The sequence below is a fragment of the Polynucleobacter sp. HIN8 genome, assembly GCF_030297615.1.
Lineage (GTDB): Bacteria > Pseudomonadota > Gammaproteobacteria > Burkholderiales > Burkholderiaceae > Polynucleobacter.
The window spans coordinates 400,554-420,002 of sequence record NZ_AP028139.1; the positions used below are offsets into that span (position 1 = coordinate 400,554).

The 19,449-nt window shown below is 46.7% G+C and carries 24 protein-coding genes and 1 other RNA gene; 13 read left to right on the plus strand and 12 right to left on the minus strand.

The genetic code is table 11. The features are described 5' to 3' along the window. The first annotated feature begins 28 nt into the window (after positions 1-28). Both QUE65_RS02090 and QUE65_RS02095 read left to right on the plus strand, forming a co-directional pair. Positions 29-286: a hypothetical protein gene (locus QUE65_RS02090; RefSeq protein WP_286281579.1), complete on the plus strand. Its 258-nt coding sequence runs from the start codon at positions 29-31 to the stop codon at positions 284-286. 46 nt (positions 287-332) lie between these two features. Then, positions 333-1,466: a mandelate racemase/muconate lactonizing enzyme family protein gene (locus QUE65_RS02095; RefSeq protein ID WP_286281581.1), complete on the plus strand. Its 1,134-nt coding sequence runs from the start codon at positions 333-335 to the stop codon at positions 1,464-1,466. 62 nt (positions 1,467-1,528) lie between these two features. Here QUE65_RS02095 and QUE65_RS02100 read toward each other — a convergent pair whose 3' ends face one another. The 4 genes from QUE65_RS02100 to QUE65_RS02115 all read right to left on the minus strand — a co-directional run bounded on the left by QUE65_RS02100 (position 1,529) and on the right by QUE65_RS02115 (position 6,488). Next, positions 1,529-3,544, minus strand: coding sequence for a TRAP transporter permease (locus QUE65_RS02100; RefSeq protein WP_286281584.1), 2,016 nt, complete (start codon positions 3,542-3,544; stop codon positions 1,529-1,531). 63 nt (positions 3,545-3,607) lie between these two features. Beyond that, positions 3,608-4,558 (minus strand): TAXI family TRAP transporter solute-binding subunit, encoded by a 951-nt coding sequence (locus tag QUE65_RS02105; RefSeq protein ID WP_215371563.1) that lies wholly within the window; start codon positions 4,556-4,558, stop codon positions 3,608-3,610. A gap of 67 nt (positions 4,559-4,625) precedes the next feature. After that, the gene (locus QUE65_RS02110; RefSeq protein ID WP_286281585.1) at positions 4,626-5,546 is read right to left on the minus strand and encodes a dihydrodipicolinate synthase family protein; all 921 of its coding nucleotides are present in this window, start codon (positions 5,544-5,546) and stop codon (positions 4,626-4,628) included. Between the two features lie 12 nt (positions 5,547-5,558). Further along, positions 5,559-6,488, minus strand: a complete 930-nt coding sequence (locus tag QUE65_RS02115; protein WP_286281587.1) for a 2-hydroxyacid dehydrogenase — start codon at positions 6,486-6,488, stop codon at positions 5,559-5,561. A 72-nt stretch (positions 6,489-6,560) separates the two neighbouring features. Here QUE65_RS02115 and QUE65_RS02120 point away from each other — a divergent pair, with 72 nt between their 5' ends. Genes QUE65_RS02120 through QUE65_RS02130 form a run of 3 tightly spaced genes read left to right on the plus strand, consistent with a single transcriptional unit; the run spans position 6,561 to position 9,943 of the window. Further along, positions 6,561-8,345 (plus strand): IlvD/Edd family dehydratase, encoded by a 1,785-nt coding sequence (locus QUE65_RS02120; RefSeq protein ID WP_286281589.1) that lies wholly within the window; start codon positions 6,561-6,563, stop codon positions 8,343-8,345. A gap of 1 nt (position 8,346) precedes the next feature. Further along, on the plus strand, positions 8,347-9,288 hold the full coding sequence (locus QUE65_RS02125; RefSeq protein WP_286281590.1) for a 3-hydroxyacyl-CoA dehydrogenase family protein: 942 nt from the start codon (positions 8,347-8,349) through the stop codon (positions 9,286-9,288). Between the two features lies 1 nt (position 9,289). Continuing rightward, the gene (locus tag QUE65_RS02130; RefSeq protein WP_286281591.1) at positions 9,290-9,943 is read left to right on the plus strand and encodes a cytochrome b/b6 domain-containing protein; all 654 of its coding nucleotides are present in this window, start codon (positions 9,290-9,292) and stop codon (positions 9,941-9,943) included. Positions 9,944-9,973: 30 nt separating this feature from the next. Here the strand turns inward: QUE65_RS02130 and QUE65_RS02135 are convergent, their stop codons facing one another. Both QUE65_RS02135 and QUE65_RS02140 read right to left on the minus strand, forming a co-directional pair. Next, on the minus strand, positions 9,974-10,435 hold the full coding sequence (locus QUE65_RS02135) for a c-type cytochrome (protein WP_215371573.1): 462 nt from the start codon (positions 10,433-10,435) through the stop codon (positions 9,974-9,976). Between the two features lie 85 nt (positions 10,436-10,520). After that, entirely contained in the window at positions 10,521-11,189 is a 669-nt protein-coding gene (locus QUE65_RS02140; protein WP_215371575.1) for a site-2 protease family protein, read from the minus strand. A 1-nt stretch (position 11,190) separates the two neighbouring features. Between QUE65_RS02140 and QUE65_RS02145 the strand changes: the two genes are divergently transcribed. From QUE65_RS02145 to crcB, 3 genes are read left to right on the plus strand one after another with little or no spacing between them, the layout of a single operon-like run. Beyond that, positions 11,191-11,379 carry a hypothetical protein gene (locus tag QUE65_RS02145; protein ID WP_286281593.1) on the plus strand — a complete coding sequence of 63 codons (189 nt, stop codon included), beginning with the start codon at positions 11,191-11,193 and terminating at the stop codon, positions 11,377-11,379. A 53-nt stretch (positions 11,380-11,432) separates the two neighbouring features. Continuing rightward, the gene (locus QUE65_RS02150; protein ID WP_215371578.1) at positions 11,433-11,570 is read left to right on the plus strand and encodes a hypothetical protein; all 138 of its coding nucleotides are present in this window, start codon (positions 11,433-11,435) and stop codon (positions 11,568-11,570) included. A gap of 35 nt (positions 11,571-11,605) precedes the next feature. Beyond that, complete coding sequence (gene crcB, locus QUE65_RS02155; protein ID WP_215371580.1) at positions 11,606-11,992, plus strand: fluoride efflux transporter CrcB; 387 nt, start codon at positions 11,606-11,608, stop codon at positions 11,990-11,992. Here crcB and QUE65_RS02160 read toward each other — a convergent pair. Genes QUE65_RS02160 through QUE65_RS02170 form a run of 3 tightly spaced genes read right to left on the minus strand, consistent with a single transcriptional unit; the run spans position 11,985 to position 14,019 of the window. Then, positions 11,985-12,509 carry a chromate transporter gene (locus tag QUE65_RS02160; RefSeq protein ID WP_286281595.1) on the minus strand — a complete coding sequence of 175 codons (525 nt, stop codon included), beginning with the start codon at positions 12,507-12,509 and terminating at the stop codon, positions 11,985-11,987. The two genes, crcB and QUE65_RS02160, sit on opposite strands and share 8 nt — an antisense overlap. Beyond that, positions 12,506-13,036, minus strand: a complete 531-nt coding sequence (locus QUE65_RS02165) for a chromate transporter (RefSeq protein WP_286281596.1) — start codon at positions 13,034-13,036, stop codon at positions 12,506-12,508. Before QUE65_RS02165 ends, QUE65_RS02160 begins: the two co-directional genes overlap by 4 nt. A gap of 5 nt (positions 13,037-13,041) precedes the next feature. Next, positions 13,042-14,019, minus strand: a complete 978-nt coding sequence (locus QUE65_RS02170) for a D-2-hydroxyacid dehydrogenase family protein (RefSeq protein WP_286281597.1) — start codon at positions 14,017-14,019, stop codon at positions 13,042-13,044. Positions 14,020-14,087: 68 nt separating this feature from the next. On the opposite strand from QUE65_RS02170, the gene QUE65_RS02175 reads away from it, so the two are divergent. Further along, on the plus strand, positions 14,088-14,390 hold the full coding sequence (locus tag QUE65_RS02175; RefSeq protein ID WP_215371587.1) for an antibiotic biosynthesis monooxygenase family protein: 303 nt from the start codon (positions 14,088-14,090) through the stop codon (positions 14,388-14,390). A gap of 6 nt (positions 14,391-14,396) precedes the next feature. Here QUE65_RS02175 and QUE65_RS02180 read toward each other — a convergent pair whose 3' ends face one another. Further along, positions 14,397-15,191: a sulfurtransferase gene (locus QUE65_RS02180; RefSeq protein WP_286281599.1), complete on the minus strand. Its 795-nt coding sequence runs from the start codon at positions 15,189-15,191 to the stop codon at positions 14,397-14,399. 62 nt (positions 15,192-15,253) lie between these two features. Between QUE65_RS02180 and QUE65_RS02185 the strand changes: the two genes are divergently transcribed. The 3 genes from QUE65_RS02185 to QUE65_RS02195 are packed head-to-tail and all read left to right on the plus strand — an operon-like array spanning position 15,254 to position 18,034. Continuing rightward, complete coding sequence (locus QUE65_RS02185) at positions 15,254-15,811, plus strand: carboxymuconolactone decarboxylase family protein (protein WP_286281601.1); 558 nt, start codon at positions 15,254-15,256, stop codon at positions 15,809-15,811. Between the two features lie 3 nt (positions 15,812-15,814). After that, entirely contained in the window at positions 15,815-16,672 is an 858-nt protein-coding gene (locus tag QUE65_RS02190) for a pirin family protein (RefSeq protein ID WP_286281602.1), read from the plus strand. Between the two features lie 9 nt (positions 16,673-16,681). Then, a complete protein-coding gene (locus QUE65_RS02195) occupies positions 16,682-18,034 on the plus strand; it encodes an NAD(P)H-dependent oxidoreductase (protein WP_286281603.1) in 1,353 nt (450 codons plus the stop codon). Here the strand turns inward: QUE65_RS02195 and QUE65_RS02200 are convergent. Continuing rightward, positions 18,012-18,590, minus strand: a complete 579-nt coding sequence (locus tag QUE65_RS02200) for a hypothetical protein (RefSeq protein WP_286281605.1) — start codon at positions 18,588-18,590, stop codon at positions 18,012-18,014. The genes QUE65_RS02195 and QUE65_RS02200 overlap by 23 nt on opposite strands. 121 nt (positions 18,591-18,711) lie before the next feature. Between QUE65_RS02200 and QUE65_RS02205 the strand changes: the two genes are divergently transcribed. Further along, the gene (locus tag QUE65_RS02205) at positions 18,712-19,020 is read left to right on the plus strand and encodes a hypothetical protein (protein ID WP_251371905.1); all 309 of its coding nucleotides are present in this window, start codon (positions 18,712-18,714) and stop codon (positions 19,018-19,020) included. 35 nt (positions 19,021-19,055) lie between these two features. On the opposite strand, the gene ssrA is transcribed toward QUE65_RS02205, so the two are convergent. Then, positions 19,056-19,414, minus strand: a transfer-messenger RNA (tmRNA) gene (ssrA, locus tag QUE65_RS02210). Positions 19,415-19,449 lie beyond the last annotated feature (35 nt).

Here is a 19,449-nt window from a genome sequence, read left to right on the forward strand (position 1 = left end):
GATATTGACCTTTTGGGAGCGGTAGTCGATGCAAGCCGTGATGATTCGTTTGATGACCGCCGCCTGCGTATTAAGCGTACCGTTTTCGCAGCCATGGGCTAAGAGTTGCTCTGAACAACTGGCCTCACAAGATACCTCTCGCCCTCGATCAAAGACCGTGAGCTATGACGATTGTGTTAAGCAAGCCCGTATGGATTGCGAGCGTACCGCCCGCGATCGTAAATTAATCGATGTGGCCAAAGAGAGTTTTATGAAACGGTGTCTGGCTGAATCCATCGGCAAATAATCGCTACAATCGTTTTCTTTGATTGGTTAACCAAGAAGAGGAAAAAATGCCGATTATTGAATCCGTTCAAGTGGCTACAGTGCCCGTTCCCCTCGATGTTGTCACATCGTTTGCAACACGGACCGTGAGTGAGCGTCATTACTGCATCGTCAAAGTACGTAGTAAAGATGGTCATGAAGGAGTGGGTTTTTGCTACGTTGGTTCAGCTGCAGGGAGTATCGCTAAAGTTGCCGTTGAGCAACTATTGGCCCCGAAACTAATTGGACAAAATAGCCATCGTAGCGAAGGTCTTTGGTCTGAGATGTATGCCGAATCAATTTTGCAGGGCCGTTCAGGTGCTGTCATGCGAGGCATCTCAATTTTGGATACTGCGATTTGGGATCTTAATGCGCGATCGGTGGGTCTTCCCCTGCATCAATACTTGGGATGCGTGGTAGATGATCGTGTTCCTGCCTATGCCAGCGGAGGGTATTACTTAGAAGGTAAAACCCCTGCAAAATTAGGTAAAGAGATGGAAGCGTTTGTAAAGCTTGGCTTTAAGGCGGTGAAGATGAAAGTTGGTCGCCTATCCCCTCGTGAGGAGGAGGCTCGAGTCAAAGCAGCTCGCAGTGCAGTTGGTGACGATGTCCTCTTAACGCTCGATGCCAATAATGCGTGGCGCGATTTGCCAACCGCGATGGAGTACGTACGCCGCTTCGAGAAATACAACCCCTATTGGCTAGAGGAACCATTTTCCCCCGATGCCATCGATTTGCATGCTCGCTTAGCAAAAAATACGTCGATTACGATCGCTACTGGCGAAATCGAAGTGGGTCGTTGGCGCTTTCGTGAACTGGTCGATGCCGGTGGCGCAACCATTTTGCAGGCAGATGCGGCAGTCTGTGGCGGTATTAGTGAATTCAGACGAATTGCTGCCTATGCTGATTCCAAAGGGATTACGGTTTGCCCGCACTGGTTCCATGATCTTCATGCTCCTTTAGTTGCAGCAACACCCAATGCCCGCTTTGTGGAGTTTTTTCCAGACAATCAAGTTTTAAACTTTAGACGCCTCATTAATAAGCAGTTGGCATTTAAGAATGGCGATCTCATCTTACATAAAACACCAGGCTTAGGATTTGAGTTTGATGAAACGGCGGTGAAGAAATACGCCGGCAAATCAGCTTGGGCAAAAATCACATAACAAGATTAAAACTAGAATTAAAAAAAGCCGCTTGATGAAAGCGGCTTTTTGTTCATGCAGTTCTATGCACTCTCTTTGGGTTTAGCCCTAAAGTATTTAAAGAACTGCAGAACTAATACTAAGCTAAAACCAGTAAAACCAATCATGTCGGCAGTTGGTGAGGTATAGGCGAGTGCCACACCAGAAACAATCATCAGGGTACGCTCAAGGAGATTAGTCTTCTCAATAAACCAACCTTGTAAACCACCAGCAAGTGCAACAATACCAACGATGGCAGTTAGTGTTGACCAAACAATCTCCATCCAATTCGCCTGAGCCAGTGCAGTGGTGGATCCCATGAGCAGCAAGCTTACACCTGATTTGTCAAGGACAAACATAAACGGTACCAAAATCGCAGGTGCTACATATTTCCAACTTTGCAAGGTTGTTTTGTATGGATTGCCCTTACAAATCGCAGCCGCTGCAAATGGAGATAGGGCGGTTGGCGGTGAGACCTCGGATAACACGGCGTAGTAAAAAATAAACATATGCGCTGCAAATGCTGGGACGCCTAAGTTGATGAGTGCAGGTGCTGCAATTACCGCACAGATGATGTATGAAGCGGTTACTGGAACAGCAAGACCGACAATCCAGACAATAAAGGCGGTAAAAATAGCGGTGAGTAATAGAGAGCCCCCAGCGTACTGGATCACAATGGAGCTGAACTTTAATCCTAAACCCGTCAAAACTACCGTACCAACAATAAGACCTGCACCAGCACAGGTTGCTGCAATGGCTAAAACGCCGGTTGAGCCTGAGGCGAGCGCCTTCGTGAAATTTGATTCATAGAGTCCTTCGAGGATGGGTTGTTTACCCATAAACCAATCATATGGAATGATGGCCGTATCTCTACGCAGCATGCTAGTTAATGCAGAAATAATCGTTGCCCAAAGCACAGACATGACTGGCGTAAAACCCATCGCCATAAAAAGAACAATCGATATTAACGAGAAGAAATGAAACCAGTATTTTTTGCTGAGCGACCATGCACTTTCCACGGCCTCAAAATGCATCGCTTTCATGCCGTATTTACGAACATCGATTTCTACCATCGTAAAGAGTCCGAGGTAAAACAAAATGGTCGGAATGATTGACATCAATAAGACGTCTAAATACGAGATCTTTAAAAAGTCAGCAATTAAGAAGGCGGCTGCCCCTAATACCGGTGGGGAAATAATCGCACCCAAGCCCCCTGCAGCCAAAAGCCCTCCTGCGGCATTTTTCTCGTAACCGACTTTGTTAAGCATGGGGGCGGCGACAGAGCCCACGGTGACGGTGGTGGCTACACCCGAGCCAGAGGGGCCGCCGAGTAAAAACGAAGAGAGAACAATTGTGCGTCCCACGCCGGATGATTTGCCACCCATGGCGGCAAAAGAGAAGTCAATAAAAAACTTACCCGCACCAGTAAATTGCAGGAATGCCCCAAAGATCGTAAACAGAATAATGAGTGTGGCAGATACGTCAACGGCAGTGCCATAGATGCCCTCAAGGGTCATATACATAAAGCCAACCAAACGATCAACCGAATAGCCTTTATGAGTCCATGGGGCCGGTAGTGAGTCACCAAATAATGCATAGAGTAAGAATAAAACGGTGACGGTAAGTAAGATCATTCCATTGGTTCTACGGACGGCCTCTAAGATTAATAAGATGAGGGCTGAGCCAAAAAGGACATCGGTTGGGTTGGGCGCGGTGTTGCGATCACCAAAGTCATCCCCGCCTGAAATTGCGTAATACGCAATCGCAATCGACACAAGCGCAAAAATAATATCCCACCACATTAAGCGATTCTTGTAACGCGCCATCAAAGGGAAGCTTAAGAAAACTAGAAAAAGAACAAAGCTAACATGAACGGTTCGCAATACCTGAGTGGGAACAATCGAGTAGGCGGCATACAAATGGAACAGGGACATACCAACTGCGACTAGGGTCAAAAAGATTGCAAACATCCCTTTGTAGTTATTGGAGTCACCCTCTTCTTGTTTAATCAGCGCGTCTAATTTTTCTTGGGTTGCGCTATCGATTGCACTTTGGCTCATGATGTTGGTCTCTATTGGAAAATGGCCGCATCAGCGGCCATTCAAATAAATCGATGAATCGAATTAATTTACTTTAATGTTTTTCTCTTTGAAATACTTTAGAGCACCTGGGTGAAATGGTACCGGCGTTGCTGCAGATTTTTGACCTTCAGGGGTTACATTGATGTACTCGTAATGCGAGCGGACCAAGTCGATCTTGTTATCAAACACCGCCTTAACAATGTCATAGGCCTCTTTTTCAGACATCTTTGAGCTGGTAACCAAAATATTAGCTACAGAGATTACATTGTTGTCTTTATCCATTCCCTTGTAGGTCGTTTTTGGAATCACGTCCTTAAAGTACAGGTTGCCGTATTTCTTGTTCATGGCATCCACCTCTTTAGAGTGATCAATCATCACAATCTTAGTACCAGGCGTATTGGCCAAGTCTGTGACTGCAGCAGTTGGCAAACCGCCCACCCAAAAGAATGCATCAATCTTGCGGTCTTTCACAGCATTAACAGACTCTGCCACACCAAGACGCTCGCGTCTCATATCTTTGTCTTTATCAAGACCGGCAGCTTCAATGACACGAAAAGCCATTACTTCAGTTGCGCTTCCTGGACTTCCAGTACTTACCCGCTTCCCTTTTAAGTCTTGCATTGTTTTAATGCCCGATGCTTCGGTGGTCACAATATGCATCCGGTTGGGATAGAGAACTAATAAAGTGCTTAAATCAACCTTCTTGCCAGAGAACTTGCCTTGACCGGTTTGCGCATCCTTGGCTGCATCAGCCATGGAGAAGCCGATGTAAGGCTTACCCGTACCGATGAGGTTGAGGTTATCGACCGAGCCGCCAGTTACCTCGGCAGTTGCAGACATACCAGGTACTTTTTTGGATAGCACGGCTGCTAAACCGCCGCCCATGGGGTAATAAACACCACCAGTACCGCCAGTCGCTACGGAAAGATTTTGTGCTTGGACGCTGCCCCAAAGCAGTGCAATGCACAGCGGCAACAATTTAAGTAATTTCATGAAGTTATCTCCTGGGATCATTATTTATAGTTACAACAGACTATAAGTCTATACCAATTTAATTGGGCTAAAGCCCTTCCATTTGGAAGTTAATTTTTCCCAAGTCGCCCACTAATTTGGCTTGTTGTTCTGCGGTTAGGGATTGAAGGGGTGGCCTTACGCGAAGCCAATCCGAATCACCGCTATAGTGGGCAACGGCCGCTTTCATGCCAGGGATCATTGGAAACTGGGCAAAAATGGCCCGCACGGCTGAGAGGGATTCTTGTAAGGCATCGGCATCTGGCTCTTGCCAACGCATGGCAAGTTGGGCAATCGCTTTTGGATTCACGTTGGCAGTGGCCGAGATGCAACCGACACCCCCGGCTTTCAAGGTGCGTAGTAGAAATACTTCACTGCCTGCATAGACCCGAAATCCTGAACCCGCTAAAGCTTTAATGACTGATTCGGTATATGGCCAATCCCCCGAACTGTCTTTCATTCCAATGACGGTATTGGGGTAGACCCTCACTAAGCGCTCCAATAAAGGGAGGTTCAGACCAATTTTAGTTACCGGAGGAATGTTGTAGACATAAATTTTTAACATCGCATCGGCAACTTTTTCGATGACCTCTGCATAAAACGCGAATAAGCCATCGTCAGAGACGTCTTTGTAATAAAAGGGAGGCAGCATCAAAACCCCAGCGCATCCTGCGTTCACAGCGGCACGCGTCATCATGACCGCATCGTCGACCGAGCAGGCGCCAGTGCCGGGCATCACATTCTTGGGGTTTAGTCCACCATCAATTAATTCTTCCAGCACCGTCATCTTTTGGCGCGCCGACATTGAATTTGCTTCCGAGTTGGTCCCAAATACTGCCTGACCTACTCCGTGACTTTGCAACCATTGGCACTGGCGAAGAAGTTTCTTGGCATTGGGACTTCCATCCGCGTTGAATGGTGTTAGTACCGGGGATAAAACGGCAGAAAAACTTGATGGGTGAACAGGCATCGCAATCTCCAATTACATGGCAATAGGGGTTGGTAAGGGGCGTTGATTAAAAAAAGCATCTAAATTATCGATCGCCAAGTTGGTCATCGCTTGGCGTGTTTCTTGGGTGGCACTGCCAATATGCGGTGTGAGCAACACATTAGAAAGCTCTAAGAACTGGGGATCCAGATTTGGCTCGTTCTCAAATACGTCCAAGGCAGCTCCAGCAATGATTTGGTTTTGCAAGGCAAATAGCAGATCCGATTCATTGACGACACTTCCGCGAGCAACATTGATCAAGTAGGACGAGGGACCTAAAGCATCGAGTATCTCTTTATGAATCATGCGTTCAGTTTCTTTGCCACCAGGACAGCACAGGATCAACACATCACTCCATTTTGCCAGCTCGACTAAGGAAGAAATGTACGGGTAGGGCAGGTGCTTGTCGCGCGGACCATGGTAAGCAATCTTTACCTTAAAAGCCTTAAGGCGATCTGCTAGCTCTTGACCAATTCTGCCCATGCCCACAATACCGATTGTTTTGCCTGCCAAGGAGGTTGTAAACGGAAATGCTCCATTGACCCAATGTTTTTTGCTAACAAATTCATGCGCCCTAGGAATTTGGCGCAGCAGGGCAAATAGCATACCGATTGTGAGTTCACATACTGCATCGTTGAGCACCCCTGGGGTGTTCGATGCCATGATTCCCTTTTGTTTTAAATAATCAAGTGGGAGATTGTCGTATCCAACTCCACAGCAGGCAATCATTTTGACCTGTGGTAATTGATCTAAAAGAGCGGGGGTAATGGGATAGCTTGGTCTTGTTAATATGGCCTGAACATCCCTTTGAGGGATTGATCCCTTGGGGTCGGGCATCATCGCTGGCGTTAGGCGCCGCAAGACCTCATCTTGCATGATTTCAGGGAAAAATCCCACTTGTAATACGCTATTGACTGGAATCATGTCTCGATTCTATTTTTATTGGAATAATGTGACATTGTAAGTCGATATTTTTATTACTTTGGATACCACCCATTGAGCACAAATAACCATTCTAAAACCGCACCGAAGAATAATCCTCAAACCGGAATTCGTAAGGGCTTGACGCGCTATGGCGATACTGAATTCTCATTATTTCTACGCAAAGCCTTCATTAAAGCGATGGGATTTAGTGATAACGCCTTAGACCGACCGATCATTGGGATCACTAATACCTTTAGTGACTTTAACCCTTGCCATGGTAATGTTCCGCAAATGATTGAGGCCATTAAGCGCGGCGTAATGCAAGCGGGCGGCATGCCAATGGTGTTTCCAACCATCTCCATTCACGAGTCCTTTGCGTTTCCAACGAGCATGTATTTGCGCAATTTGATGGCGCTCGATACTGAGGAGATGATGCGCTCGCAGCCGGTCGATGCTGTGGTGCTTGTCGGTGGTTGCGATAAAACCATTCCTGCTCAATTAATGGCTGCGGCCAGTCTTGATGTGCCAGTGTTATCAATTCCGACGGGCCCCATGTTGACCACCTTACACCAAGGTGATCGTTTGGGGGCTTGCACCGATTGTCGTCGCTACTGGGGGAAGTTTCGGGCGGGCGAAATTGATCAAGCGGAAATTGATGAAATCAATGGCAAATTAGCGCCAACCACTGGGACCTGCATGGTGATGGGAACCGCTAGCACGATAGCCTGCATGGTTGAGGCCGCTGGTTTGAGTTTGCCTGGTACAGCCGCTGCCCCAGCAGTCACTGCCGAACGCTTTCGTTTATCGGAGCTGACTGGACGCAGAGCCGTTGAGCTAGGTAAAACAGCCAGCGAAGGTCACTTCTCACCGCGCACCATCTTAAGTCCCGAAGCATTGACTAATGCACTGATTGTGTTGCATGCGATCGGCGGTTCAACTAATGCGCTGATTCATTTCACAGCCATTGCCGCGCGCTTAGGAATCAAACTTGATTTGGAGCACTTTGATCGCTTGGGTCGAGATATTCCGGTATTGGTTGATCTAAAGCCCAGCGGCTCCCATTACATGGAACACCTTTACGAAGATGGTGGCCTAATGGGAGTTTTACGGGAGCTAAAACCCCATTTGTACCTGGATTGCCTCACAGTGTCTGGCAGAACGCTGGGCGAGGAGATTGATGCAGCAAAGGTTACGAAAGCACGTAAAGTGATTCGGATTGCCAGTGATCCAATTTACCCCGTGGGTGGTTTGGCTGTTTTGAAAGGTAATTTAGCGCCACGCGGGGCGGTAATTAAACATTCTGCAGCGAGCCCTAATCTACTTAAACATCGGGGTCGGGCGGTCGTGTTTAAGTCCCTCGAGGATTTGGCTTTGCGCGTGGACAACCCAGATCTTGACGTCACGGCAGACGACATCTTGGTTTTACAAAACGCTGGTCCCAAAGGCGCGCCAGGAATGCCTGAAGCGGGATACCTACCAATTCCCAAAAAACTTGCTCAGGCAGGCGTTAAGGATATGGTTCGGATTTCGGATGCACGCATGAGCGGCACTGCCTTTGGCACGATTGTGCTGCATGTCGCTCCAGAATCAGCCGAGAATGGACCGCTTGCTATTGTTCAAGACGGCGACATGATTACGCTCGATGTTGAAAAACGGCTATTGCAATTAGAGCTCGATGATGCAGAAATTCAGCGCCGAATTGCTGCTCTTGAGACACCAGCAAAGCGTTTAAATATTCCAAAAACTGGTTATCGGCATCTCTATCAAACAACGGTTACACAAGCAGATGTGGGATGTGATTTTGATTTTATGGTTCCTTCCGCACACGGCGTAGTACCTCTACTGAAGGGAAATTGAGATGCTATTTAATCCTGCTGAGACCAAAGTATTAATTGTGGGCGGTGGAACGATGGGGGCGGATGTTGCCCTCGTCTGCGCGCGCGGGGGATGTGCCACCCAAGTTTTTGAGGCAAGCCCTGAGCGCCGTGCCATATTACCGAATTATTTTGAAACCAAATTACAAGAAATTGGTTATCCACACCGATTGCATTTAATTTCGGTAGTTGCGTCACTTAATCATTTTGATTGGTCCGAAATTGACTTAGTCATTGAGTGCGTTCCAGAAAAACTCGAAGTCAAGCAGGATTTATTTGCCCAACTTGAGCAGGTAGTTAATCCTGAAACCGTACTTGCTAGCAATAGTTCTAGTTTTCCAATTAGTGACATTGCCAATGGTTTAAAAAGTCCTGCGCGTATGATTGGCCTGCATTTTTTTATGCCAGCGCATCTTGTGCCGTGCGTGGAAGTGATCTATGGTGAAAAAACTTCGCGTTTGGTGGCTGAAAGCTTAAGTCGTTTGATGACCGCGTGTGGCATGGTTCCGGTAACAGTTAAAAAGGACTTACCCGGCTTTTTGGCCAATCGTTTGCAACACGCGCTCTCGCGCGAAGCTTTTGACTTAATTGACGCGGGGATTGTGACTCCGGAGGATGTTGATAAAGCGGTGCGCTTTGGTTTTGGGTTTCGTTATTTAGCGGCCGGCCCTGTATTACAGCGCGATCATGCCGGTGTCGAGATTCATGCTGCCGCAGGGGCCAGCATCTATCCCTCACTGAATAATAAGGGTGAGATTGCGCAGTGCCTCAAAGAAAAGGTCGACTCTGGGAAACTCGGAATGAAAACGGGCCAAGGGTTTTATTCCTGGGATGCAAATGCGATTAAAGCAGAGCGTCAACGTTACGATGATTTGCTTCGTGCTGGGCTAAAGCTCTTGCAAAAAGAGCTTCCTGAAATTAAATAAAGTGAGCACACCGGTTCGTATTTGGGATTTACCCACTCGTCTATTTCATTGGACTTTAGCGATCTGTATTGTGCTCGGTATTGTGTTTGTCAAAATCGGTGGTAATGCCATGCAGTGGCATGCCTATTGCGGATATGCCGCACTCGCACTCATCCTGTTTCGGGTAATTTGGGGATTTATAGGGTCTTGGTATGCGCGCTTTACTAATTTCATTCCCGGTCCAGCCAAGCTAATGACCTTTCTTCGAGGCCAAGTCGATGGCGGTCTTGGTCATAACCCGCTTGGCGCACTCTCGGTGATTGCCTTACTAAGCGTAATTTTGATTCAGGCTTTGACAGGTCTGTTTGCAGATGACGATATTTTTTTTCAGGGGCCATTCGCAAAATACGTATCGAATAACACAGTAGCGTTACTCACCAGTATTCATCGCTTCAATCAGTATTTCATCTTTGCTTTGGTCGGGTTGCATATTGCTGCAATTTCGTACTATCACTTGGTTAAACGAGAAAACTTAATCCGACCAATGATCACAGGGGATAAATCGCTTACATCTAAACCACCGTTAGAGGTGGAGATTGATTCGTTTCGCCAGCGCATGCTCGCGCTGGCAGTGTTCTTGTTAATCAGCCTCGGCCTGTATTTTTTGATCGCCTGATCGCATTATCCAAGCCGAGCTATCAAGATGTTATTTCTTACGGAAGTCGTCGTGGCAGGCTTTGCAGGTTTGTCCTGTTGCACCTAAGGCTTTCTTCAAATTCTCAGGGTTACCAGATTGCGCTGCAGTATTGAGCTCAGCAACCGCAGCTTGCATCCGATCAGCGGCTGACTTGAACTTGGCATTTTCTTTCCAAATGGCCGGTTCAGCTTTGCCACCTTCGGTACCGGGGCCAAATGCTTGCCAAGGCAGGCTTGAGAGGGTGCTAATGATGGCAGCGTTACGCGCCACATCATCTTTGTTGTAAGGAACTTCACCTTTGACGACTGCTGAGAGCCTACCCATATGAGCGCCCATTAACGCAAAGGCGCTTTGGCGGTACTTGATAGCATCCTCTGGCTTGGCAAATTGGGCCATTGCTGGGGTGGCAATACTCAGGGTTAGGGCTGGAATGAGGGCTTTTAGGGAAACGCGAAGTAATTGACTATTCATAAATCCTCCATGAGACTAATCAGAATTGATCCAAATAAGAATACTCCAATTTTAGGCTGCAAATATTTCACGGTGTTTGAAGGAGCTAAGCCCCAAAAAGCATCCTTAGGGGATAGGTTAATCCTCGAACGATTGCGATAAAAAAATCGCTCAAAGGAATCATCCACCATTGTGAAATAATTCCGGTGAATACTAAGCCCAAGACAATAAAGAAGCCCCATGGCTCTAATTTGCCTAATAAAAGGGCTTGGCGGTAAGGAAGTAATCCGGCCAAAATTCGACCACCATCTAATGGCGGCAGGGGAAATAAGTTAAAAACCAAGAGGCCAATATTCCAAAACACCCCTGCTTTGGCCATGGAAATCAGAAATGGCTCATTAACCCCAAATCCCTGGAGTGCGATCCAAGCCATTGCCCAAGCGATCGCCTGGAAAAAATTAGAGCCGGGCCCAGCCAGTGCCACCCAGATCATGTCGATCCGAGGGTTGCGTAATTGATCAAAACGAACTGGAACGGGTTTGGCGTAGCCAACTAAAAAAGGAGAGTTTGCCAAAATCAGTGCGATCGGGATTAAAACGGTGCCAATAGGGTCAATATGTTTGATAGGATTTAGTGTGACGCGACCAAGAAGAAAAGCCGTGTTATCGCCAAAGCGTTTAGCAGCGTAGCCATGAGCAGCCTCATGGATCGTAATGGCAAAAACTAAAGGAATCGCATTAATTGCAATAGCTTGGATAGAATAGTCAGAAATCATATTGAGATCATATCGAGAGGAGACCATTGTGACCGATGAGAAGAAACCCCTAGCTAAATCTGCCGTGAAGGCTCCCAAGCTTCCAGCCCGTCCGCCCATAGGCAAGGGCCCTCAAAGCATGGGGGGTAAGCCACAACAAGGGTTTGGAGGCGGTAAGGGCATGATGCGTAAAGCCGGCCGAGGCCGATAGGCCCCCAAAATATGGATAATGTGACCTATATTCATTAGATAAAGGGGTACACCATGAACGAATGGCAAAACGAGAGCAAAGACGTTATCAATAAAAAGATGATTACCTTGGTTGTGATGTTGGCGGCTGCAACGAGCTTAGCGATTTTGTTTGCCTTAGTTGCTGCGCATATGGGTTACGTATTCGGCTAGACGCCTATGCAATGAGTGCGATGAAGTAATCGGTAATGTCTACCGCTTCTGTATCGATCATCGCCATCTTTTTTGGAGCAGGTCTTGGTGCGCTCTTGCGCGCCCTATTTAATGTTCTTGCAGAATCATTTTCTTCATCGATTCCAATAGGGACATTGATTGCGAATCTTCTAGGGGCTTATTTAGTTGGGATTGCTCTGGCGTATTTTATTGATCAACCAACCATTTCACCCCAATGGCGTCTCTTTATCATCACCGGGTTTCTTGGTGGCTTGACCACGTTCTCAAGTTTTTCTGCTGAAGTTGTGCAATTAATGCAGCGCGATCAGTTGCTGCTTGCTTTAGGCCTTGCCTTAATGCATGTCTGCGGATCTTTATTGCTAACCTTTCTTGGAATTTGGACTGTTCACACTTTCAAATAAGTCCAAAGAATCCTAGGATTGCACCCAAGCCAATCAAATAAAGAGGATGGCGCTTACTCAGTAAGACAAACAGAATACTAAAAAAAGTTAATGCGTAAGCTGTCCAGTTACCATTAATGCGGATGGCGATCTGCCAGGCAGATGCTAGCACCAAGCCTACCGCAAGAGCGCTAGCAGAGTACTCAATGGTTTTCTTCCACTGCAAATGCCGAAGTTTAGCGATTACCCGCTGTAAATAAAAAATCAAGATACACGATGGCCAGCAAACAGCTAGAGTCGCCAATACGGCGCCGGCTAAGCCAAAAGCATTCCAGCCAATCAAGGTCACCGTTAATAAATTGGGACCTGGGGCTGCCTGGGCAATTGCAAAATAATGAATAAACGTTTGAGGATCAATCCAACCCTCTTGATTAACCGAGATGTCGTACAAGGTTGGAAGTAGGGCATTGACCCCTCCAAACGCAATTAATGAGAATAAGGATAGTTTGATAAACAGTCCAACTAGGCCGATCATCATCGCGCTTTTCTCCACGCAACCGCTAGAGCGAGCGGCAAGGTGATGGCGACAACCCAGCCAAGCGCTAACTGATAGATGGTTGCAATTACGATACTGATGGCAATTACCGCCAGCATTGGTGGGTAATCCAGTTCGTCTTTAAGCATCTTAAATCCCGTAGCTGCGATTAAGCCAACACCAACAGAAGAGATGCCTCGCAAAATACCTTGTACCCGCTCAAACTCACCGTAGTGATCGTAGAGTAAAGCAAGCAAAATCACGATGCTCATTGGAGCGAGCATTAATCCCCCAACGGCGGCAAATGCTCCTCGCACCCCTCCAAAGCGTTCGCCCACACACACTGCTAAATTCACAATGTTGGGCCCCGGAACTAATTGGCAAACACCTAATAGTGCATTGAACTCTTGCGAGGTGAGCCACTGCTTTTGCTCAACTAAGGTTCTTCTGGCCCATGGTAGTACGCCCCCAAAGCCCGATAAACCAATTAGTGTGAATGTAATGAATAAATGGGCTGGACTTCGCTGCATAACTTCTAATTTGACGGGAAGGGCATCGGTACGGGCTTACCATGAAGCCAGGCATCCAGTGTATCGACAAGGCCCGAAGCAAAGGTCTTAAAAATAGGCTCAGCCACAAAGCCGAGATGGGGGGTCATGAGTAAATTTGGAATGCGATGCAGTTCTGAGTCTTTTGGTAGCGGTTCTTGATCGAAGACATCGAGGGCAGCCAGTCCTGGTCGACCACGCTTCAGTGCTGCGATTAAGTCTTCGGTCACAATCAGACTCGAGCGGGAGGTATTGACCAACAGCGAGTCATTGCGCATCATCGCTAAGCGATCTTGATGCATGAGTCCTTTGGTACGCTCGCCAGCCACCAAATGCAAACTCACAATTTTTGAGGTTTGTAGAACTGTTTCCAGTGGCAAGAACTCACATCCCACTGCATTCGCACGCTCCTTGGTCATATTCGGGCTCCAGCAAACCAAATCCATCCCAAATGCAGCGCCTACCTTGGCCACTAAGCTGCCAATACCACCGAGTCCAATAATGCCAAGACGTTGACCGTGAAGCATGGGTAATACGGACTGGGCATTACGCCACTGCCCGCTAGTCATCATCTGGGATTGATTGACCATCTGTTTGCTTGCAGCAAGAATAAGAGCCCAAGTGAGTTCGGCAGTGGTTTCTTTAGAGGGCCCGCCGCGCGTACACGCAATCGTTACCCCTTGGTTTAGCAAAGCCGCATGATCGAGTAAGCCATTACGGACTCCAGTAAAAACAAATAACTTGAGGTTTGGTAGGCGTTTGATGAGAGATGCATCAAATGGGGACCGATCACGGATTAGTGCAATCGCATTCGCATCGTGAACAGCGTGATAGAGTGATTCGCCAACAAGGGGCTCATAAAAAAATCGTAATTCGGCACGTGCTTGAATTTGCGACCAATCTGCATAGTGTTGTAAGCAGCGTTCATAGTCTCCTAAGACGGTAATGATGGGTTTGGTATGCATAGGAATTCGGAGAATTAATTAATAAATCGATGATAATTGATGTTTAATCTTCATCCTAAGGAAGCAAAATGATTCTAGAAGTGGTTGATATTCGTATCGATGAAAGCAAGCAAGATGAGTTTAATGAGGCAATTTTACGGGGGGTTCGCACTGCGATCGCACCCGCTAAAGGGTTTCGGGGCTTTAAAGTCAATCACAGCATTGAGTCGCCTAATCGCTACTTACTCATGATTTATTGGGACACCCTTGAGAACCATATGGTGGATTTTCGGGGATCCCCAGCGTTTATCGAGTGGCGAAGCATTGTGGGCCCATTTTTCACTCAACCACCCGCTGTTGAGCATTTCAACTTAGTTGGCAAGTCTGACTAGGTTTGACTAAGCCTGATTTTTCTTAGGCTTGAGTCGACCCTGGGGCTTCGCAGAAAGGCTGGGCTCTAGGGTTTCGCGCTCATCAAAGACGAAGCAATCGCCCACATAGTGATCCCCACCAATATCCTCAAAGTATTGCAAGATCCCGCCATCCAATTGATAGCTGTGTTCAAGACCGCGCTCGCGCAAATACAGGCCTGATTTTTCGCAGCGGATTCCGCCGGTACAAAAGCTTACAAGGGTTTTATCGCTTAATTCGGGTAGACGTTCTTCAATTGCTTGAGGAAACTCACTAAATTTAGTGATATTAAAGTGCAACGCATTCTTAAAGGTCCCGTACTCTACTTCAAATCCATTTCGAGTATCAATCATCACAACAGGACGCCCAAGATCATCCTGGCCACGATCGAGCCATTCTTTTAATTTCTTAGGAGAGATAAATTTTGCCCGCCCTTTTTCTGGGGCGATGGTCGGATGATTCATGCGAATAATTTCTTTTTTAATTTTGATCAACAGCTTACGAAACGGTTGCGTTGCCGACCAGCTATCCTTCGTTTGAAACGATGCCAGTCGAGGATCATTTCGCAAAAAGGAAAGAAAACTCTGGATATTGGTTTCTAGCCCAGCTAAAAATAGATTGATGCCTTCCTCCGATAACAAGATGGTCCCTTTAAGGCGCAGATCTGAAGCAGCTTGATAAAAAGATTCTCTGAGCCGATCGAGCTCATCAAGCCGGACAAACTGATAGCCGGCAATATTAAGGACAGGAAGGGCATTGGGGCCTAAATGTTCTTGATTCATGGCACTATTATCGATCAAGTTTATGGGTACACTACTATCACTAAAACACATCTCTGATTCCAATGACAAACGATCGTTTAATTCCATACCAGCCCCTAGATCTTGCAGAACCGGCCGATCTGGTCGCTGAGATTCGTAAGCGGCGAGGTGGCCAACTCATTAATTTGGATCGAATGCTATTGCATAGCGAGCCAGTAGCGCGTGGCTGGAATCATTTTATTGGTAATGTACGTCAACAACTGTCACTTGATCCTAAGTTACGCGAACTCGGAATGTGTGGTGTGGCAGTTCTCAATGGCGCTGAGTATGAGTTCTTCCATCATGCGCCACCTTTTTTAAAAGCAGGAGGCACCCAAGCGCAGGTCGATGCAATGCGGCATTTGGGGGAGGATGATTTTGATCCAACACCGTTTAGCCTATTGGAGCGGGATGTTCTCGAGTTAACCTTGCAAATGACCCGAACGATTCAGGTCAATTCTGAATTAATGAAACGACTGCAGGTGGCTTTGGGTAATACTGTTTTAGTTGAGCTGGTGACCGTGATTGCAGCGTACAACATGGTCTCTCGATTCCTCATTGCCTTAGATATTCATCCTGAAGATCAAGCTCCAAAGGCGTAAGTTATGAATCGGCAAATGATCCAGGTGATACCAGGTATTACAACCTCTGACGGGGCGGGAGTGCGCTTGCGTCGCAGTTTGGGTGGTCATGATCGGCAACGTTTAGACCCATTTTTGATGCTCGATGAGTTTTCATCTAATGATCCGAATGATTATGTTGCGGGATTTCCGCCTCATCCGCACCGTGGTTTTGAAACCGTGACCTATATGCTCGAGGGTCACATGTTGCATGAAGATCATTTGGGCAATCGTGGTCACTTAAAAAGTGGGGGTATCCAGTGGATGACCGCTGGTCGCGGAATCATTCATTCCGAGATGCCACAGCAAGAAAGTGGTGCGATGCGTGGGTTTCAGTTGTGGATTAACTTACCCGCGCGCGAGAAAATGAAGCCTGCGGGGTATCAAGATATTCAAGATGCATCCATTCCGAGAGTTCATTTACCGCATGGTGGATTAATAAAGGCGATTGCTGGGAGGTGCCAGTCATCGAATGGTACCGTCATTCAAGGCCCAATTCACGGCTTAAGTACTGAACCCCTGTTCTTTGATATTCATTTATCCAGTGATGAGGTCTTTAGCCATCCGGTACCAAGCTCGCATCATAGCTTTATCTATGTTTATGAAGGCGATTTATCAATTGGCGATCAAGCGCAGCAAGCCCCACGTCAGGCAGCTCTCGTTTTGGGTGAGGGCGATCGAGTTACTATGCAATCTGGTGCGAATGGGGCTAAAGCCATTTGGCTTGCAGCAAAACCACTTCATGAGCCAATTGTGCAACATGGCCCTTTTGTTATGAATACCCAAGAAGAGATCATGCAAGCAATCACAGACTATCAACAAAATCGATTAACCACGCCCTAAGAGCAAGTCATGAGTCTTTATCAACAACTACTTCAGCGTGCCGCTGAGCAAAAACCAATTCGGATTGGATTAATTGGCGCTGGTAAATTTGGTTCGATGTATTTAGCTCAGATCCCAAAGACCCCTGGGGTGCAGTTAGTAGCAGTAGCAGATTTGATGCCCGCTGTTGCTAAACAGAATTTGTGTACCGTTGGTTGGGATGCCACTCAATTGGAGACTTCATCGATTGATTTGGCTCTTCGTGATCGTACATGCTATGTGACGGATGATTGGCAAGCGATTGTGCAGCATCCAGCAGTTGACGTTGTTGTCGAATGCACAGGCAATCCGATTGCAGCGGTTGAGCATTGTTTGCGCGCATTTTCAGAGGGTAAGCATGTTGTGAACGTCACTGTGGAGGCAGATGCTTTTTGTGGACCCCTGTTGGCCAAAAAAGCAAGAGATGCGAACGTCATTTACTCCCTTGCCTTTGGAGATCAGCCCGCACTGATTTGCGATTTGGTGGATTGGGCCCGCACCTGTGGGTTCCCAGTCGTGGCAGCCGGAAGAGGACACCAATGGTTGCCGCATTATGCCGACTCAACCCCAGAAACAGTTTGGAATTACTATGGTTTAACTCCTGAGCAGGCAAAACGGGGTGGTCTTAATCCCAAAATGTTTAATAGTTTTTTAGATGGCTCAAAGCCTGCTATTGAATCAACTGCGGTCGCTAATGCCACCGGATTGGCCGTACCGAGTAATGGTCTCTTGTATCCCCCAGCCAGTATCGAAGATATCCCTGTCGTCACACGGCCTATTTCTGAGGGTGGTCATTTGGAACAAAAGGGAATGGTCGAAGTGATCTCTTCATTAGAAAAAGATGGTAGAAGGGTGCCTTACGACATTCGGATGGGGGTTTGGGTCACGGTTGAGGCTGAAACCGATTACATTAAGAATTGCTTTGAGGAATACAAAGCCCATACCGATCCGAGCGGACGATATTTCACGCTTTATAAGCGTTGGCATTTAATCGGGCTTGAGGTTGGCCTGTCTGTTGCGAGTGTAGCCCTTCGTAAGGAGGCTACCGGAGTGCCCTATTGTTGGAATGCCGATGTCATTGCCACCGCAAAACGTGATCTCAATCCAGGCGATGTCCTAGATGGTGAGGGCGGCTATACCGTATGGGGGAAGTTATTACCCGCGAATAGATCTAGCGCAATGGGTGGATTACCTCTGGGCTTGGCACACCAGATCAAAGTCATCAGACCGGTAAAAAAAGGACAAAGTCTTTGTTGGGATGATGTACTCATCGATAAAACAACCGATGCTTACAAAATTCGAATGGAGATGGAGCGATTATTTAAAGAAGCGATTCGCGCTTAGTCAATTTCTTATAAAGATCAATTCCAAATTTACAGAGGGAGATAAACAACAGAGCTCCTAAAACATCGCCAACCAGCATTGCAATCGCATTGGAGAGGCTGCCACTCGGTATACCGATTAGCACAAACCATAGCTGATGTAGAGCGGTACTCAAAAGAGCAAAGACCAGCACGCTAATGACGATCATCTGGATGTTAAGGTTACTCAAATCAGCATTAATTTTGAGATTGCGAACAACCACTAGACGAGCAATGTAAGGGCCAAACCCTGAGATCAGTCCAATCCCAATCATACTAATGATGTCATCACTCAGATCGCGTCCAAAGGTGATCAATGTAGAGGCAATAGAAATGCCAATTGCTCCGGACAGCCCAAAAACGAGTACTAAAAATAGCCTGAGTCCGGCTGGCAAGTAAATCCAATTCACGCCGGGGGCGGCTTCTAAGAACGAAGTCAGCCAATCATTTAGATAAAATAATAGGGTATATGTGAGGGCGCAAGCAATAATCGTTTTTGCAGAAATCACTGATTCTGTTGAAGAATTTGCCGTACCCATGAAAAGTTGACGATGATTATTGTTAATAAATTTTTTTTAGTATAGTGTGCATATTATTCTTTTTTAACTAATGAAGTTCATGCCACAACGCTCTTTGTCTTATTTACGTTTTTTGAATTGCTTGGATGCTCTTGATCGCATTAATCCAGGTAAGAAATTAGATTTTACAGAGGAGCAGTTATTAAATCGGGTGATGTTGGCTTGGGATCGCGAACAAACAATTTTGGTTGGTGATTTATTAACTGCCCATGAGCTTGGATCTCAAGCAACCCTTCACGGACGTATTAAAAATTTACAAGTAATGGGCTATATCAAATTATCAATTGATAAAGCCGATGCTCGTAAAAAACATATCATTCCAACAAAATTAGCTTTGAGCCACTATGAAAAGCTCTCCATGCAAATGGAGAGTGTTTTACAAACACGGTAGTTGGTAACTATTTCTGTATAGCCCCAACACTAAATTGGTGGAGTCGGCGGGAATCGAACCCGCGTCCGCAAACACGCTACAACAAGTTCTACATACTTAGTCTAATTATTTAATTTAACCAAGGCAACGCGAATCGACACGCTTTGCATTAGCGATTCACTAAATTTTCGTATCAACCCTTGTGACACGAGTTGATCTTATCTCTTGTAAATGACCCTGATGTAGCTTGCGCTACCTGACCCAAGAGAGAATCAGTTCAGGGGCAGCCGCATTTAAGCGGCTAGTGCGTAACGTTCGTCGTTAGCAGTTATTGCATTCCCATTGATTTACGAGATAACGGGTCCTCGGTATGCCCTTGATGCTTTGTAATCCACGTCGAAACCATGTCGACCCCGAATTATTTTTCACACTAGGACGCATATTTTAATT